We start from the raw sequence: 15,792 nt of genomic DNA on the forward strand, positions 1-15,792 counted from the left end.
TAAATACCCAGCAACTCGCTGCAAAAATCAGCTCGAAAGATCAACACGCCCTATTTATACCTCATACAGCTATCAATAAACATGATGTGTAGGGTTCACTTGTTGATGAATCATAATAATCAGTTCAAGTTGTGTTTATCTCGATTAACCACTTTTCTGCTGTGTACGATGGTGACCGTGGTTATGCACATGACGGTTTGGGGTTGGTAAACGGCGAGCAGCAGATACAGTTGAAGTTTGGGCTTGTGAATACATAAAGGCACCTCCTCTAAGACATCGTGAACTACATATTCACTTTAATACTATGAAAGAAAGGTGCCAATTTTTAGGAGTAGAAGGAAATTAATTATTCCCTCTATTATTACGCTTCTTCGCTCGCTAGCGTTGCTGAGCGATGAAACATTCTAAGTTGTTGAATTTCCTCTTTCCAGATCGTCGAATCAATGGTTTCCAAGATAAGAGGGATACCATTAAAGCGAGAATCCGAGGCAATATACTCAAAACAATCCCAGCCAATCTCGCCTTTTCCTAAAGAATGATGTCGATCGACTCGGCTCGCAAACTCAGCTTTTGAATCATTGATGTGCATTGCTCTTAGATAGTGCATACCCACAATGCGCTCGAACTCAGCAAAAGTCTGCTCACACGCTTCTTTTGTTCGTAAGTCATAACCGGCTGTAAAAGTATGGCAAGTGTCTAAACACACACCAACGCGTGATTTATCTTCTACTTGGTCGATGATCTCTGCTAGTTGCTCAAACTTCCAGCCAAGGTTCGTCCCCTGCCCTGAGGTATTCTCAATCACCGCAATCACATCAGGCACCGCTTGATGAGCCAAGTTGATAGACTCAGCGATCTTGGCCAAACATTCGCTTTCTGAGATTTTCTTCAAATGACTCCCAGGATGAAAATTCAAAAGCGTGAGTCCTAGTTGGTTACAACGCTCCATTTCATCAATAAAAGCCGCACGTGATTTCTCTAGCTTCTCTTCTTCTGGTGCTCCTAGGTTAATAAGGTAGGAGTCATGAGGAAGAATATTCTCAGCACTAAAGCCCAACATCTTACAGTTGGCTTTAAACGCACTAATGGTTTTCGCTTCCAGCGGCTTTGCTGCCCACTGTCTTTGGTTTTTGGTGAACAGTGCAAAAGCATTGGCGCCAATCTCTCTTGCGCGCATTGGCGCCTGATCAACACCGCCCGCAGCAGACACATGCGCACCAATAAACTTAATATTAGTTTCAGGTTTTGAAGATGAATTATTGTTTGTCATTAAATCACTTTACACTTTCAGGATGCTTAATAATTAAAGGGTCGTATCACTTACAGGTCAATAAAAACACAACAAATGTAGTAAATTAACAACAAATTCCACTGTTAAATATTTTTTATACTTTAAAATATTTTGTAATTACTTTGTTTTCAAAGGTTTTATTGATTTAACTCAAAGTAATCACCTTGAAAAAAATGAGGTTTTTGGTTGTTTTTTGACTTAAATCAATATTAAACTACCACAAACTAGGTATATATTACTCAGCTCAATAAAATTCGAAAGTTAACACCATAATCAAACCACATAAAGTGGACTAGGAGATAGTTATGATCCAAGGTATTCAAATTACTAAAGCAGCAAACGACGACCTACTAAACTCAATCTGGCTACTAGACAGCGAGAAGAACGAAGCTCGTTGTGTTGTTGCTACTTCAGGTTTCGAAGCTGACCAAGTTATCTCAGCAGCAGACCTAGGCGAGTACGAAAGCCGTGAAGTTGCTATCGAAGCAGCACCACGCATCGAAGGTGGTCAACACCTAAACGTTAACGTTCTTAAGCGTGAAACGCTAGAAGATGCCGTTGCTCACCCAGAGAACTACCCACAGCTAACTATCCGTGTATCGGGTTACGCTGTACGTTTCAACTCTCTAACTACTGAACAACAACGTGACGTTATCGCACGTACGTTCACTGAGTCTCTATAATTTTTAGAGCTTGAATTAGAATACAAAAACGGCGCTCATTGAGCGCCGTTTTTATTTGTTCAACAATACCGGTGTAGGTTACGGTTGAACTCGACGAAGCACTGCTTTTAGCGCTTCAAAATCGTTATCTAGATCTTCAGACAACAACTCCATCACCGCGTGTTTTGCTAGCGGACCTGGCAGTTCAATGTCAGTACCTAAGATGTCATCAACCACTTCTTTGAATTTCGCAGGGTGTGCCGTACATAAGAACAGGCCTGTCTCGTTCTCTTGCAGTTGCTCTTCCAATAGACGGTAAGCAATCGCACCATGAGGTTCACACAGGTAACCTTGAGCTTTTAGATCACGTACTGATTCAGCACTCTGCTCATCAGATACTTTACCTTTACCCAAAGTATCCAGTCCCCAACCTTTCAGTTGGCAAAGCTCTTCGATACGTGGCCAGTTGTTTGGTTGGCTCACGTCCATCGCGTTCGATGTTGTCACAACCGTTGGTTTTGGATCCCATTGACCTGTTTCTAGGTAACGGGGAACCGTGTCGTTTTCGTTGGTTGCTGCAATGAAGCGTTTAACCGGTAAGCCTAGCGCTTTCGCTAATAGACCCGCAGTTAGGTTACCAAAGTTACCACTTGGTACAGAGATAACCAGATTTTCACGTTGCTCTTTGGTTAGCTGAGAAGCCGCCTCAAAGTAATAACAGATCTGAGCCATCAAACGGCTGATGTTGATTGAGTTTGCTGAGTTTAAGCCAATTTCTTTACGCAATTCAGCGTCGTCAAACGCGTCTTTTACGAGTGCCTGACACGCATCAAAATCGCCATCAATCGCTACAGTGTGAATGTTCTTACCTAGCGTACAGAATAGCTTTTCTTGCAGTGGGCTGATCTTGCCTTTCGGGTATAGGATAACAACGTTGATGTTTTCCATGCCGTAGAATGCGTGTGCAACCGCAGCGCCAGTATCACCCGATGTTGCCGTTAAGATTGTGATTTGACCGCCATCAGAAACCGCAGCCAAAGATTGAGCCATAAAACGGCCACCGAAATCTTTAAATGCTAACGTTGGACCGTGAAACAGTTCAAGTGCGTAAACACCGTCTTTCACTTGGTTGATCGGTGCTGGGAATTGGAATGCCGCATCCACTAGTTGATCGATCTGTTCTTTTGGTAACTCACCACCAATTAGAGCAGAAAGAATCTTTGAACTACGAGGGACAAAGTCCTCTGCAAGTAGTGCATCGATGTCATCGAACTTAGGCAGCTCTGATGGGAAAAATAGACCTTGGTTGCGGCCTAGACCTTGACGAACGGCTTGGCCAAAAGAGACTTGCTCATCGTTTTCTTTGATGTTGTACAGCTTCATAACTCACTTCCTGTAACGATCGAACCTTGCTTATCTAAGCGACAAACGTGGACGAATCCTTCTTCATTTTGTACGTAATTTTGTTCTAACCAGCGTGCAACACGCTCGGCGACATCTTGTTCTTTGCAAATGCTAAATAGCGTAGGGCCACTACCAGAAATTCCAGTAGCTAGTGCTCCTGCTGACGTTGCATATTTGCGTGCATCAGCAAACCCTGGAAGCAGTTTCTCACGATATGGTTCAGCAATCACGTCTTTGATCATCTTAGCGGCTAGCTCTGGCTGACCAGAGTGACAAGCATGAATAAAGCCCGCTAAATGACGACCATGGGCAATCACGTCTTGACGGCGATACTGAGAAGGCAAAATCTCTCGCGCTTCGGCCGTCGAAACTTTGATGCCCGGGTAAGCCATTACCCAGTACCAGTCATCAAAACATGGCACTTCTTGACTAATGATACCTAGCTCTTCCAGCATTAATTGCACACCACCAAGGTAACAGGGTGCAACGTTATCGTAATGTATGCCACCTGAAATCTTACCTTCCATTTCACCCATCAGAGCAAGCAGTTCAGTTTCATTCAACGGTTTGCCATGAAAACGGTTCAAGGCATCAAGCGCCGCGACAATTGAACATGCACTTGATCCTAAACCAGAGCCGATAGGCATGTTCTTCTCTAGCGTCATCTCTAGATACTTAACTGAGATACCTTTCTTGTCTAACTCGCGAGAGAACACAACCCAGCAGTCGTAGACAATATTTTCTTTGGTTTCAGTTGGCAGCTTAGAAACAAAGCTGCCTGCTGTTTTTAGCGAGAATGGTTCATCACCGGCTTTAACCATTACTCGGTCACCAAGCAATGTGCCATCCACTGGAGACACAGCGGCCCCCAGCACATCAAAACCTACACTGACATTGCCGATTGATGCAGGAGCATAAACAACAACATCCATATCACTTGAACTCATTCCTAAACTCCTAATTTCCAACCAAGAGTACGCATCACATCAGAGAATACGCCTGCTGCTGTAACTTCAGTACCTGCACCGTAGCCACGCAGAACGAGCGGGATTGGCTGGTAGTAACGGCTGTAGAATGCCAGAGCGTTCTCGCCATCTTTAATCTTAAACATTGGGTCATCGCCATCAACAGCTGCGATACGAACCTTACATTTACCTTCAGCGATCTCACCTACATAACGAAGTACTTTGCCTTCTTCTGCTGCGATAGCTGACTGCTCTTTGAAGTATGCATCCGCTTCTGGCAAGCGAGCCATGAACTCGTCAACCGTACCTGAATCATCAAAACCCGGTGGCAATGCTTGGTCAACTTCAACATCTTCAAGCTCAAGTGCCATACCCGCTTCACGAGCAAGAATAAGCAGCTTACGCGCAACGTCCATACCAGACAGATCATCACGAGGATCCGGCTCAGTGAAGCCGTTATCTTTAGCAATGTTGGTTGCTTGGCTGAGTGTCATACCCTCATCAAGCTTACCGAAAATGTAAGACAGTGAGCCAGAAAGAATACCGTTGAACTTCTCAAGCTCATCACCTGCAGAGATTAGGTTCTGTAAGTTTTCGATTACCGGTAGACCTGCGCCTACTGTTGTCTCGTACATCAACTTACGACGAGAGTTACGCGCCACTTCACGAAGCTGATGGTAGTAAGCCATGCTTGCTGTGTTGGCTTTTTTGTTTGGTGTTACAACGTGGAAACCAGCCGCTAGGAAATCAGCGTATTGCCCGGCAATACCTTCGCTAGACGTACAATCAACCAACACAGGGTTGATGATGTGGTTACGTTGAACAAGTGCAGCTAAACGCGCTAGGCTAAACTCTTCTGTCGCACTCGACATACGATCACGCCACTGTTCTAGCGGTAGACCGTCGCTGTCTAGCAGCAAGCCTTTGCTGTTTGCTAAACCACATACGCGAATCACGATGCCTTTTTCAGCCAGTTTGCCTTGTTGACGTTGGATCTGGTCAACAAGCTCGCCACCAACACCGCCAACACCGACAACGAAGACGTCAAGGAAGTGCTTAGAATTGAATAGGTTTTCGTGACACGCTTTGATTGCTTCTGAGATTTTATCTTCAGGGATAACAGCAGAGATAGCGCGCTCTGAAGAGCCTTGAGCAATAGCAACGATGTTAACGTTCACTTCAGCTAAAGAAGAGAAGAACTGAGAAGCAACGCCACGTGATGTACGCATACCGTCACCCACCAGCGTCACAATCGCAACATCATCCATGAACTCAACTGGCTCTAATAGGCCATCTTTAAGTTCGAGTTCAAACGCATCTGATAACACTTGCTTCGCTTTCACTTTGTCAGCCGATTCAATACAGAAGCTGATGCTGTACTCAGAAGAAGATTGAGTAATAAGGACAATAGAAACGCCTGCAGAAGACATCGCGCCGAATACACGACTCGCCATGCCTACCATGCCCTTCATACCTGGGCCTGATACGTTAACCATCGTTAGGTCACTTAGCGTAGTGATACCTTTGATCGCCAGGTTATCTTCGCCAGTGTCTTGGCCAATCAAAGTGCCTGCTCCCTGTGGGTTGAAGCTGTTTTTGATCAGACATGGAATATGGAATTGTGCGATAGGTGCGATAGTTTTCGGGTGTAGAACTGAAGCACCGAAGTAAGAAAGCTCCATCGCTTCTTGGTAGCTAAGTGATTTAAGAAGACGGGCATCATCCACTAAGCGTGGGTCACAGTTGTAAACACCATCGACGTCAGTCCAAATCTCACAGCAATCAGCACGTAGACATGCCGCTAGAACTGCAGCTGAGTAGTCAGAGCCGTTACGGCCAAGCGTTACTAGCTCGCCTTTTTCATTACCAGCAGTAAAGCCCGGCATGATATTTACGTGACCTTTAGGAAGCGGTGATTGGCGGAAGTTCTGAGTTGAAACATCCACATCCACCATAGCTTCAAGATGATCACCTTGAGCATAGAGGTATTCCACAGGGTCAATCAGGCTTGCTGGTTGGCCTTTCGCTTCCAGCACCGCTTTCATTAGCTGGATTGAAACTCGCTCACCTTTACTAATGATACGAGCATTTACGTGATTCGGGCACATGCCCAGTAGGTTAATACCATTCACGAACTTCTTAAGTTGAGCAAGAGAGGTATCGACTTGCTCTTGAAACGCAGAGCCATCTACTGACGGCAATACCGCTTGAATCTCTGCAAACAATGCAGCGAATGATGATTCGATCTCGGTGATCTGTACGTCTGCTTCACCATTTTTTAGTGCTGCTTCAATAACAGCAACCAGCTTATTGGTTGTTTTTCCTGGAGCCGATAGTACAACGGCTAGCTCTTCTTGCTGGGCATTATTAGCGATGATATCAGCCGCTCGTAAAAAACGATCTGCATCAGCTAATGATGAACCTCCAAACTTTAAAACGCGCATCCCTTTCTCCATAAGTCATAAAAATGGTACAAAAAAAGGCCTGTATCTTGTTGGATACAGGCCTTTTTTTTAAAATCCGTTACTTAGCAGCCTGCCCCAACAATGTGAATGTCGGTAATAATAATGGTGGTGGTCATTACTAGGTGGCTTACATGCTGCATATCAAATTCTCTGCTTGTGCTTTACTCTACGTGTATCAATTTTTACTACTATGCGTCAATGAAAAGTTGCGTTTTTTTTACATTCACACCGTTTTTCAGAGCAAACCTTCATTTAAGAGATAAAACACCCTGCATCAACCTGCCATTCAGAGACTGGATTAACTCATCAAACAAACATAAGTAATCAGTTGCATATATAGTCATAACAAAATGCTCTATCGATAGTACAGCGAACATACAAGTCCTGTGCTTTAATTGAACAATAACGTTCGAAAAACAATAATAATGACATCAGGAGTGGGAAATGAAGAGATTACTTATTCTTTTAGTCTTTGCTATGCCTGTCGTTTGTTCAGCGAACAGTTTACCGCTACTGAGCAGTTTGCCTTTGCTCCCCAGTCAAATCGATAGCTCTGCCCATAAGTTTTTTATCTCCACGCAAAGTGCATCGAGTGAAAGCTTTGATACTTGGACAGTAGACAGTGGTTATTCTTATAGCTTGTTTTCTGATGTGGATCTTTATGTCGGTACACGAATCAACACTGCTGCACTGAAATATGAGAGTGGATTCTTGAGTGGTGTTAGTTATCAGTTTTCCGAAAGAGTCTCTTTCAACAGCTCTCTACACACCTATAACAATGAAACAGAAGACAGTGATAAATCGGTAGCCGCAGAGCTTTCCAGCCGCGTGCAGCTAACCGATAATCTAGATATGCATGCCACCCTTGATTATGAAGAGTGGCAACAAGGTGTTGAGGTAGGATTAGGGTTTCGCTTCTAATCTATCCCACTTCTTTATCGATGAGCCCGTTAAGATTCAATCAACAATTCCGTTGAAATTAACACACCATTCCAATCGGCATAAATGTAATCACCGGGCTGAATCAGTTGATTGTGTATAGAGAGCGTCACATTCACTTGCCCAACACCGTGCTTCTCGGTTTTAAATGGAGAGGCTCCGAGAGCTTGAATACCAAGATCCATCTGCGCCATCATCGCAACATCACGCACCGCACCATTCACAATGACGCCTTCCCAACCATTTTCTATGGCTAGAATCGCCAATTGGTCGCCAAGTAACGCTTTTTGACACGAGCCATTGCCGTCTACAACGAGTACTTTGCCGCAGCCATCGGTCTCTAAAACCTCACGAACCTTGGAATTATCGTGATAACAACGAACTGTTACAATTTTTCCCCAGAACGCACCACGCTGGCCGAAGTTCTGTAATGGCATATTCAGTAGCGTGACTTTGCTTTCAAACTCATCACATAAGTCAGGTGTTATATCGTGCATATATCCTCCGTGAGTAAGGCAAACCTATTAAGTCAGGCGAGCCTCTATGCTTTTATATATTATTAAAATTAATCCTTTGTTTTCATTGTTCTATGCCCAATTTAATACGAAATAAAAGTTGATTGAGCATATTTATCTACTAGACTCTAAGGATAGCTTTCAGCTTCCTTGGTTCATAGTCCGGTCTTTAGCAAGCAAGATGTTCGAAACATCTCGAATAATCATTCTTATTTTGGTGCTAAATAGTCACCATAACATTGGTTAAGTTGTAGCCATACTATTAAAGTTTGTTGCGATACGGCAATTGATGTAAATCAACAAAGTGAATGGAATTAACATTCTCGCGTTGTTAGCATGCTGTTAACATTATAGAATCCTCTTAAATCACTAAAAGAATGATTGAAAGGCGTACTGGATCTACGTTATTGGGCAATACTTCAAGGAAGGCAGATAGCTGGAAGTAAGTGTTTTTTTGAAAACTTTAAGTTATCATCAAAAATACATTACCTGTATGTTATGTTTTGCCTAGAATTTATTCTATTAGCACAGTTTCGTCACAAATTTAGGTACCGCCAAATGCAAACCCCGCAGATTCTTATCGTTGAAGATGAGCAAGTAACTCGTAACACTCTAAAGAGTATTTTTGAAGCAGAGGGATATGCTGTTTTTGAGGCTAGCGACGGTGAAGAGATGCACCAAGTGCTATCTGATAACCAAGTTAACCTTGTAATTATGGACATCAACCTTCCAGGTAAGAATGGCCTACTACTTGCGCGTGAACTACGTGAGCAAGCAAATGTAGCGCTTATGTTCTTAACTGGTCGTGATAATGAAGTTGATAAGATCCTTGGCCTAGAAATCGGCGCTGATGACTACATCACTAAGCCTTTCAACCCTCGTGAGCTGACTATCCGTGCACGTAACCTTCTTAACCGTTCAATGAGCACAAGCTCTGTTCAAGAAGAAAAGCGTAGCGTTGAGAAGTACGAGTTCAATGGTTGGGTACTAGATATCAACAGTCGTTCTCTGGTTAGCCCAGATGGCGAAGGCTACAAGCTACCTCGTTCAGAGTTCCGTGCTCTACTTCACTTCTGTGAGAACCCAGGTAAGATCCAAACACGTGCAGACCTTCTTAAGAAGATGACTGGCCGTGAGCTTAAGCCACACGATCGTACTGTAGACGTAACAATCCGTCGTATTCGTAAGCACTTTGAATCTGTTTCTGGTACACCAGAAATCATCGCGACGATTCACGGTGAAGGCTACCGCTTTTGTGGTGACCTAGAAGACTAATTCGATTCGCGCTTCTGCCCGTTTAGTTCTTGCCGTCGATTAGCACTTCTAACCGATAGCACTCTAACCAGTTAGTACTTATAAACAGTTAGTACTTCTAGCAATCGAAGCGTGAACAATCGTTATTAAAAAGGGAGAATGCCAACGCATTCTCCCTTTTTTATTGTTCATTGTTCGCTAAGGTTTTAGTAAACCGTATCTACCTTCACGTCTTTCTCTACTAACCACTTCACGGTTTCGCCATCTTTGAGTTCAATCGCAACATCAACAGGCTTATCACTGTCGATCTCTAACTGCCATACAAAAGCGACTTCCCACTGCGTTTCACTATGTGTTCTTAAATCTAGATCGTCAGCAGTTACCAACAAGGTATCTGCACCCTGTTTAACCGTCACACTCTCAACCGCAAGTGTTGCTGGTAATTGTGAGTCAGACTCTAGGTAGATAGCACCATGCAAAGTCTTATCTTGAGCCTCCCCAATCGTAGGCATTTTGTTGTGCCACAGGTTGCTTTTCATTGTGACTGTCGCTGCAGATACTTCGACTTGATTATCTTGCTGCCATTCTACTTGTGGCGCAGAACAACCCGCTAATGCTACTACACATGCGGCAAATGCTAATTTTTTCATCATTCTTCTACCTTTGATTTAACCAACTCTTTAAGACTTCAATATCATTTTGGTATTCGTTATTTATTTCATCAACCCAATCTGAAATGTTCTCCCACCACGCAGGCATATCTGGAGATTGAGCTTTCTGAGCAACTTGCTGTATGCGTTTCAGGCCAATGGAACCTGCTGCACCTTTAATCTTGTGTGCCTCAGAAACGATACTGTCTTGATCTTTCGCAACCATATTGGAATTCAATATTTCCATATATTCCGGCATCATATCTTCAAACATCACGATACTATCCAAAACAGGTTTCGACCCGACAATGTCAACATAAGACTCTAGCATATCAATATCAAGCAAAGTGGTATCAATCGTTGAAAGAGCCGGCTTACTCGCTGTTACTTTCTCAACACCTGCTACTTTTACAACATCCTTTACTGTATCAATGCCCTCGGCTTTCTCAATAACCTCTGGGGCATCCTCAATCAACTCGCTGATGACATCCTGGATTGCACGAACCGACAGTGGTTTACTGATCGCTTCATCCATGCCTTTCTGGAAATACTCTTGCTTATTGTTTAATACATTCGCGGTTAATGCCACCAAAGGCGGCAATTGGCTATATTTCTCGCGGTAGTATTGGGCAATGTCGAAACCAGTCATATCTGGTAACTGGATATCCAGTAATACCAAGTCATAATCTTTCGGGTTGAAAACGATTTGTGCCTCTTTACCCGTCATTACCACTGTCACTTCATGCCCTAGGCTTTCAAGTAAAGAACGAGCTACTGTGATATTGAGCTCAATGTCTTCGACCATGAAAATCTTAAGGTTGGACTGCTTTCTTGGCGTTTTGATCAAAGCCTGAGTATCGTGATTAACTGGAACTCGAATCGAAATCGTAAAGGTACTACCAAACCCCTCTTCACTGGTGACTTCAATGTGACCATCCATCATATTGATCAGCTGTTGAGATACAGCAAGACCAATTCCGGTACCGACAGCGTGTAAATTGTCTGTTCCCGACTTTACCTGATAGTACATCGCGAAGATCTTCTCGATTTCGCTTTCAGGGATACCAATCCCGGTATCTTCTACTTCCATCGTGATGTTGGCAAAGTCGCCATCAATTTCAGCGCTGACCGTCATCACGACACCACCATCTTTGGTGAACTTCATCGCGTTGCTTACAAGGTTCCACAATACCTGTCTAAGACGAGTACCATCCACCTCAACTGCAGATGGGAGATCGGACAATCTTTCTAGATCAAACCTCAACCCTTTCTGCTCTGCCATTAACGCAGAAATGCTTTCGATCTCAACAACGAAATCTTCAAAATTGATAGGGGTTGGGAATAGCTCAAGCTTACGGCGGTCGAACTTATCCATGTCGATAATATCGTTAAAGATATTACCCAGTGTCACCGCACTCACCTTGATGGTTTGCATCTGCTTACGCTGCTCGGTCGTCAGCTGGCTATCCAATAACATGCGGCTCAAGCCGATGATGCCATTGAGCGGTGTTCTTAGCTCATGGCTAATGGTTGAGATAAAGGTGGTCTTATCGCGACTGGCTTTCTCTAGTGATTCTTGGTGCTCTTTACGCTCGGTAATATCACGACCAAAACCAACCAAGCCAAGGTGGCGACCATCTTTACTGTAGAAAGGCACCTTACGCAGCTCGAAGTAACTCTTACGTCCATCGGGGTATTCAAGCCATTGGTCATAGGTCAAAGCTTGGTTGTCAGCAAAGACTTTCTTATCGGTTTCAACAACTTGCTGGGCTACCTCTTTGCTGTAGACATCCCAAGGCGTCAAACCAACTAGCTCTTTTTCTGTTTTGCCCGTGAGTTCTTCAACCGCTCGGTTGCAACCTGAAAACACACCATCTTCATTGCGATAATAAATGAGGTCAGGCGAGGCATCGATAAACGAACGCAACAGCGCCGTACGTTCTGCTAATTCAAGCTGAGTTCGCTCACGCTGAAACACTTCGTTCTCAAGATCATGCATTGCTTCTGCACGCGCTTCTTCGGCTTTTTCACGATCTTCAATTTCTTGGTTGAGCTTTTCGATATTGAGTTGCAGTTTATTGTTGAGTTCTTGATCTCGCTCTCGCATGTCACCCAGCTTAGAGACCAATTTAGCCAACCTTTGGCGAGACTCTTCCAGTTGATCGACCACGACTGAGAGAAAATAGACCGCCCAAGGTGTGATCACTAAACCGAAGAAAACCGAACGGACAATGTCGATATCATCAACATTACCTTTGAGTGCGAGGGTGATACCGACTTGTACAACAACAGCAAGGGCAACAAGCGCTAGGGCGAGTAAGATAGAAAAGCGGACAATCCCCAATTTTACGAGCAGATCCACGTAATACTGGGCAAGATTTTTCATGGGTTTCATTTAGCGCTCCACGCGATAAGACTAGCAACATTCTACCTTGTTTGAAGAAAGTAGGTAAGCTAGCTACATCACACGCAGCAAGAGATTAGCGGTAATATCGAAGGTTAATCAACCAATATTAATACTAACCAAGCAATATCAATACTAGCCAAGCCACATAAATATTAGCCAAGTAATATAAATGCTAAACAAGAAAAAGACGGAGTCACTAAGTTACCCATTCTATAAAGTTAGTGAATAGAGTATGGATGCACTATCGAACGATTTCGACCATCAGATTTCGCTTGATACAACGCACTGTCAGCCAAGGCAACAGCAGACTCCATTTCGTCATCAGGTGTTGGTATATAAGAGACAATACCAATACTCACCGTGATGGAGTCTGACACTGTCGACTTCTCATGAGCTAATCCTAGTTTTTGCACTTCATCATGAATTCGACGAGCGACCATAAGCGCACCTTCTGTGGTTGTGTTTGGGAGAATAAAGCCAAACTCTTCACCACCGTATCGAGCCACGCAATCCGAAGAGCGATTCAACACCTGCTTAAAGGCTTGTGAAACCTGAATCAAAGCATCGTCACCTTGTTGGTGTCCATAGAAATCGTTATAGCCTTTAAAGAAGTCGATGTCACACAGCATAATCGTCAACGGCAATTTCTCACGCACATGATGATGCCACAATGTAGACAGCTGCTCATCGAAGCGACGTCGATTGGATACCTGAGTTAAACTATCCATAAAACTGAGGCGCTCAAGCTCTAAATTGGCTTCTTCAAGTTTCTGCTCGGCGAGGTAACGTTCTGTGATATCACGTGCCATGATCAGTACACCATTGGTACTCGATGCAGGGTCTCTAAAAGGCGACTTCACTACATCATACCAAGTAAACTCTCCATCACTTGAAACCAGTTTGTCGATGTAACGCAACGAGTTACCTTGATGAAGCACTTGATGATCACTCTCTGATACGCGCATATAAATGCTATTTGGTACTACGTCTTGTAGACGTTTACCCACTAAATCACTGACTTCAGAAATACCCAACGCTGCCACAAATGGCTTATTACACGCCTGGTAAACCATGTTTTCGTTGAAGATACCAATCGAGTCAGGGCTCGCTTCCAAGATGTTTTGTAAAATGGTGTCACGTTGTGCAAGTGCAACTTCAGTATCTTTACGCTTTTCCATTTCCCCACGCAGTTGTTGCTGCATGTCATGCCAATCCGTCACATCGTGACTTATCGAGAGCGTACCTATGGTTTCCCCACTTTGCGAGAGCAAAACACTTTGATAGGTTTCAAGGAGACACCCCTTACCATCTTGGTCTGTGGTCCATGAGCGCTCACTGACACGACCTTTTAAGGCACCACTAGACACACTTAAAGTGCCCTCTTCAGGGCGACCATGCCAAAACTTTTTAAACGCTCGATTACTCGCGACCAATTCACCCTTTTGATCGATGACATAGACCAACTCAGATAAAGAATCCAAAGCGGTACGAGCAACATTGAGATCACGAACCTCTTGGGAAATCTCTTCGTTGGTACTTTTATAAGGGGAAGCATGTATCATCCAAGCCTTTCTACTTCTAAAGTGGATCTTACGACCCACCAAGTTGATCTTAAAAGATTCAAATTCAGAAAGAACCCAAGACGAGAGATATTCAAACGTTCGAGAGTTGATGTGATCAGTGAGGTAATGACGAAAACTATTCTCAGCTTCCACTGTTGGAAAACGAAAGTGAGTACCTATTTGGCGGATACCAAGCAACTGCATGGCTTGGCGATTGGCGTACAAGATCTCGCCACTTCGGATGTCAACAAAATAAAGAGGTGAAGGTGTAGCAAGAAGAAGCTGTTCAATATATGACTGGTAACGTAAATAAATATGCCAGCAGATGAGACCTATCAGCAATAGAACAACGATATATATACCGTAGCCATACGCCCTATCCCATAACCAAGTCATTACCAGTTCCATCTGCTCTCAATCTATACTTATAAATTCTGTGAGGGAAATGTTACCACTATTTGTTGGTTTTATCTGCTGTTACCTACAGTCACCCATCCCTATCAATTGGTCGCGTTTAAAACAGGTTGCGTGTACTCGAATGCAAAGCCTGTTTTAATGCCTTGTGCGCCGGTTTTATCAAGCGAACGACCAATCTCAGTCATCGCCAACCAACGGTTCTCACACCATAAAGGGGAGAGTAGTGTCGGGCGTCTCGCCGCAGAAGATACACGATGATAAACCACGTCCGCTGGTGTGCGTTGAATGATCTCACTCGCGATATCAATGTACTCCTCAAGGCTTGGTGCTTCTAGCTTTCCTGCCTTCCAGGCTTTAGCCATAGTACTGCCTTCAACAATATGAAGCCCGTGAAGCTTGATACCATCAGTGCCAGCTGCTAATACCTTCTCTAGAGTTTCAAGGTTATCCGCTTTGGTTTCTTTGGGCAGGCCGACAATAAGGTGAGTACATACCTTGATTCCTAAAGCACGTGCGCGCTGGGTGATCGTTTCATACACAGTGAAATCGTGTCCGCGGTTAATTCGCTTGAGGGTTTTATCATTGGCTGTTTGCAGGCCGAGCTCTAGCCAAATTTCGTAACCTTGCTTAACGTACTCCGCGAGCAGGTCCAGTACTGCATCAGGCACGCAGTCTGGTCTCGTGCCAACACAAAGGCCAACAATCTCTGCTCCGGGTGCTTTTAGAGCCTCTTCATACATATTCTTGAGTACCTGCACCTCAGCGTAAGTACTGGTGTACGCCTGAAAATAAGCAAGATACTTCTTGGCACGAGCGATTTCACCCGCACGATCTGTTAATTGATCAGCAATACTTTGAACTTGAGTTTGTTCATCGGCAAAAGAAGCTACGTTGCAGAAGGTACAACCGCCACGGCCAATTGTCCCGTCTCGGTTTGGGCAACTAAACCCACCGTGAAGTGTCAGCTTGTGAACCTTCTCGCCATAACGACGTTGGAGATCTTGGCCGATAGTATTAACTAACTCGTGTAATTGCATATTTTCAAAGCACTCAAGTAAATAAGAATGAATATCAGTCTTTTTTTGAAAAAAAATTACATCCCTGCAAAATTCGACCAATTAGTTTACGCAAGGATTTTTGCGAGCAACCTATCAAATATCAATAAACATGCAAAAAATAAGCTCTATTTGCCTAATGTTGCACATTTGTTAGGCATTAAATTCAAAACAAAACGAAAAAAATGGTCTACATCGGTTAACTT

At 43.8% G+C, this 15,792-nt stretch carries 12 protein-coding genes and 1 other annotated feature; of the genes, 3 read left to right on the plus strand and 9 right to left on the minus strand.

What is annotated here, in order from left to right; genetic code table 11:
- Window positions 1-361: 361 nt before the first annotated feature.
- Window positions 362-1,270, minus strand: a complete 909-nt coding sequence (gene nfo, locus ACED53_RS17490) for a deoxyribonuclease IV (protein ID WP_017098330.1) — start codon at window positions 1,268-1,270, stop codon at window positions 362-364.
- A 326-nt stretch (window positions 1,271-1,596) separates the two neighbouring features.
- On the opposite strand from nfo, the gene grcA reads away from it, so the two are divergent.
- A complete protein-coding gene (grcA, locus tag ACED53_RS17495; protein WP_009848415.1) occupies window positions 1,597-1,974 on the plus strand; it encodes an autonomous glycyl radical cofactor GrcA in 378 nt (125 codons plus the stop codon).
- Between the two features lie 78 nt (window positions 1,975-2,052).
- Here the strand turns inward: grcA and thrC are convergent, their stop codons facing one another.
- From thrC to thrA, 3 genes are read right to left on the minus strand one after another with little or no spacing between them, the layout of a single operon-like run.
- Window positions 2,053-3,336: a threonine synthase gene (gene thrC, locus ACED53_RS17500; RefSeq protein ID WP_017100504.1), complete on the minus strand. Its 1,284-nt coding sequence runs from the start codon at window positions 3,334-3,336 to the stop codon at window positions 2,053-2,055.
- Window positions 3,333-4,289, minus strand: coding sequence for a homoserine kinase (gene thrB, locus ACED53_RS17505; protein ID WP_032499152.1), 957 nt, complete (start codon window positions 4,287-4,289; stop codon window positions 3,333-3,335). The genes thrC and thrB overlap by 4 nt, the downstream gene beginning before the upstream one ends.
- 17 nt (window positions 4,290-4,306) lie before the next feature.
- A complete protein-coding gene (thrA, locus tag ACED53_RS17510) occupies window positions 4,307-6,766 on the minus strand; it encodes a bifunctional aspartate kinase/homoserine dehydrogenase I (RefSeq protein ID WP_017100506.1) in 2,460 nt (819 codons plus the stop codon).
- Window positions 6,767-6,795: 29 nt separating this feature from the next.
- Window positions 6,796-6,914 (minus strand) — a sequence feature (Thr leader region).
- A gap of 317 nt (window positions 6,915-7,231) precedes the next feature.
- On the opposite strand from thrA, the gene ACED53_RS17515 reads away from it, so the two are divergent.
- Window positions 7,232-7,708, plus strand: coding sequence for a hypothetical protein (locus ACED53_RS17515; protein WP_009848411.1), 477 nt, complete (start codon window positions 7,232-7,234; stop codon window positions 7,706-7,708).
- A 29-nt stretch (window positions 7,709-7,737) separates the two neighbouring features.
- On the opposite strand, the gene ACED53_RS17520 is transcribed toward ACED53_RS17515, so the two are convergent.
- Window positions 7,738-8,223 carry a putative 4-hydroxy-4-methyl-2-oxoglutarate aldolase gene (locus ACED53_RS17520; protein ID WP_017098326.1) on the minus strand — a complete coding sequence of 162 codons (486 nt, stop codon included), beginning with the start codon at window positions 8,221-8,223 and terminating at the stop codon, window positions 7,738-7,740.
- Between the two features lie 576 nt (window positions 8,224-8,799).
- Here ACED53_RS17520 and arcA point away from each other — a divergent pair.
- Window positions 8,800-9,516, plus strand: a complete 717-nt coding sequence (arcA, locus tag ACED53_RS17525) for a two-component system response regulator ArcA (protein WP_004741534.1) — start codon at window positions 8,800-8,802, stop codon at window positions 9,514-9,516.
- A gap of 185 nt (window positions 9,517-9,701) precedes the next feature.
- On the opposite strand, the gene ACED53_RS17530 is transcribed toward arcA, so the two are convergent.
- The 4 genes from ACED53_RS17530 to ACED53_RS17545 all read right to left on the minus strand — a co-directional run bounded on the left by ACED53_RS17530 (window position 9,702) and on the right by ACED53_RS17545 (window position 15,568).
- Window positions 9,702-10,145: a hypothetical protein gene (locus tag ACED53_RS17530; RefSeq protein ID WP_012603236.1), complete on the minus strand. Its 444-nt coding sequence runs from the start codon at window positions 10,143-10,145 to the stop codon at window positions 9,702-9,704.
- Between the two features lie 7 nt (window positions 10,146-10,152).
- Window positions 10,153-12,540 carry an aerobic respiration two-component sensor histidine kinase ArcB gene (arcB, locus tag ACED53_RS17535; RefSeq protein WP_017100508.1) on the minus strand — a complete coding sequence of 796 codons (2,388 nt, stop codon included), beginning with the start codon at window positions 12,538-12,540 and terminating at the stop codon, window positions 10,153-10,155.
- Between the two features lie 230 nt (window positions 12,541-12,770).
- Complete coding sequence (locus ACED53_RS17540) at window positions 12,771-14,522, minus strand: diguanylate cyclase (RefSeq protein WP_012603234.1); 1,752 nt, start codon at window positions 14,520-14,522, stop codon at window positions 12,771-12,773.
- Between the two features lie 92 nt (window positions 14,523-14,614).
- Window positions 14,615-15,568, minus strand: coding sequence for a TIGR01212 family radical SAM protein (locus ACED53_RS17545; RefSeq protein ID WP_017100509.1), 954 nt, complete (start codon window positions 15,566-15,568; stop codon window positions 14,615-14,617).
- Window positions 15,569-15,792: the final 224 nt, after the last annotated feature.

This window comes from Vibrio sp. 1F169 (assembly GCF_041439605.1).
Lineage (GTDB): Bacteria > Pseudomonadota > Gammaproteobacteria > Enterobacterales > Vibrionaceae > Vibrio > Vibrio tasmaniensis_A.

Bases quoted from the DNA above. Each gene is read 5' to 3' on its own strand.
- nfo (WP_017098330.1), bottom strand. From the start codon at position 1,270: ATGACAAACAATAATTCATCTTCAAAACCTGAAACTAATATTAAGTTT.
- grcA (WP_009848415.1), top strand. From the start codon at position 1,597: ATGATCCAAGGTATTCAAATTACTAAAGCAGCAAACGACGACCTACTA.
- thrC (WP_017100504.1), bottom strand. From the start codon at position 3,336: ATGAAGCTGTACAACATCAAAGAAAACGATGAGCAAGTCTCTTTTGGC.
- thrB (WP_032499152.1), bottom strand. From the start codon at position 4,289: ATGGATGTTGTTGTTTATGCTCCTGCATCAATCGGCAATGTCAGTGTA.
- thrA (WP_017100506.1), bottom strand. From the start codon at position 6,766: ATGCGCGTTTTAAAGTTTGGAGGTTCATCATTAGCTGATGCAGATCGT.
- ACED53_RS17515 (WP_009848411.1), top strand. From the start codon at position 7,232: ATGAAGAGATTACTTATTCTTTTAGTCTTTGCTATGCCTGTCGTTTGT.
- ACED53_RS17520 (WP_017098326.1), bottom strand. From the start codon at position 8,223: ATGCACGATATAACACCTGACTTATGTGATGAGTTTGAAAGCAAAGTC.
- arcA (WP_004741534.1), top strand. From the start codon at position 8,800: ATGCAAACCCCGCAGATTCTTATCGTTGAAGATGAGCAAGTAACTCGT.
- ACED53_RS17530 (WP_012603236.1), bottom strand. From the start codon at position 10,145: ATGAAAAAATTAGCATTTGCCGCATGTGTAGTAGCATTAGCGGGTTGT.
- arcB (WP_017100508.1), bottom strand. From the start codon at position 12,540: ATGAAACCCATGAAAAATCTTGCCCAGTATTACGTGGATCTGCTCGTA.
- ACED53_RS17540 (WP_012603234.1), bottom strand. From the start codon at position 14,522: ATGGAACTGGTAATGACTTGGTTATGGGATAGGGCGTATGGCTACGGT.
- ACED53_RS17545 (WP_017100509.1), bottom strand. From the start codon at position 15,568: ATGCAATTACACGAGTTAGTTAATACTATCGGCCAAGATCTCCAACGT.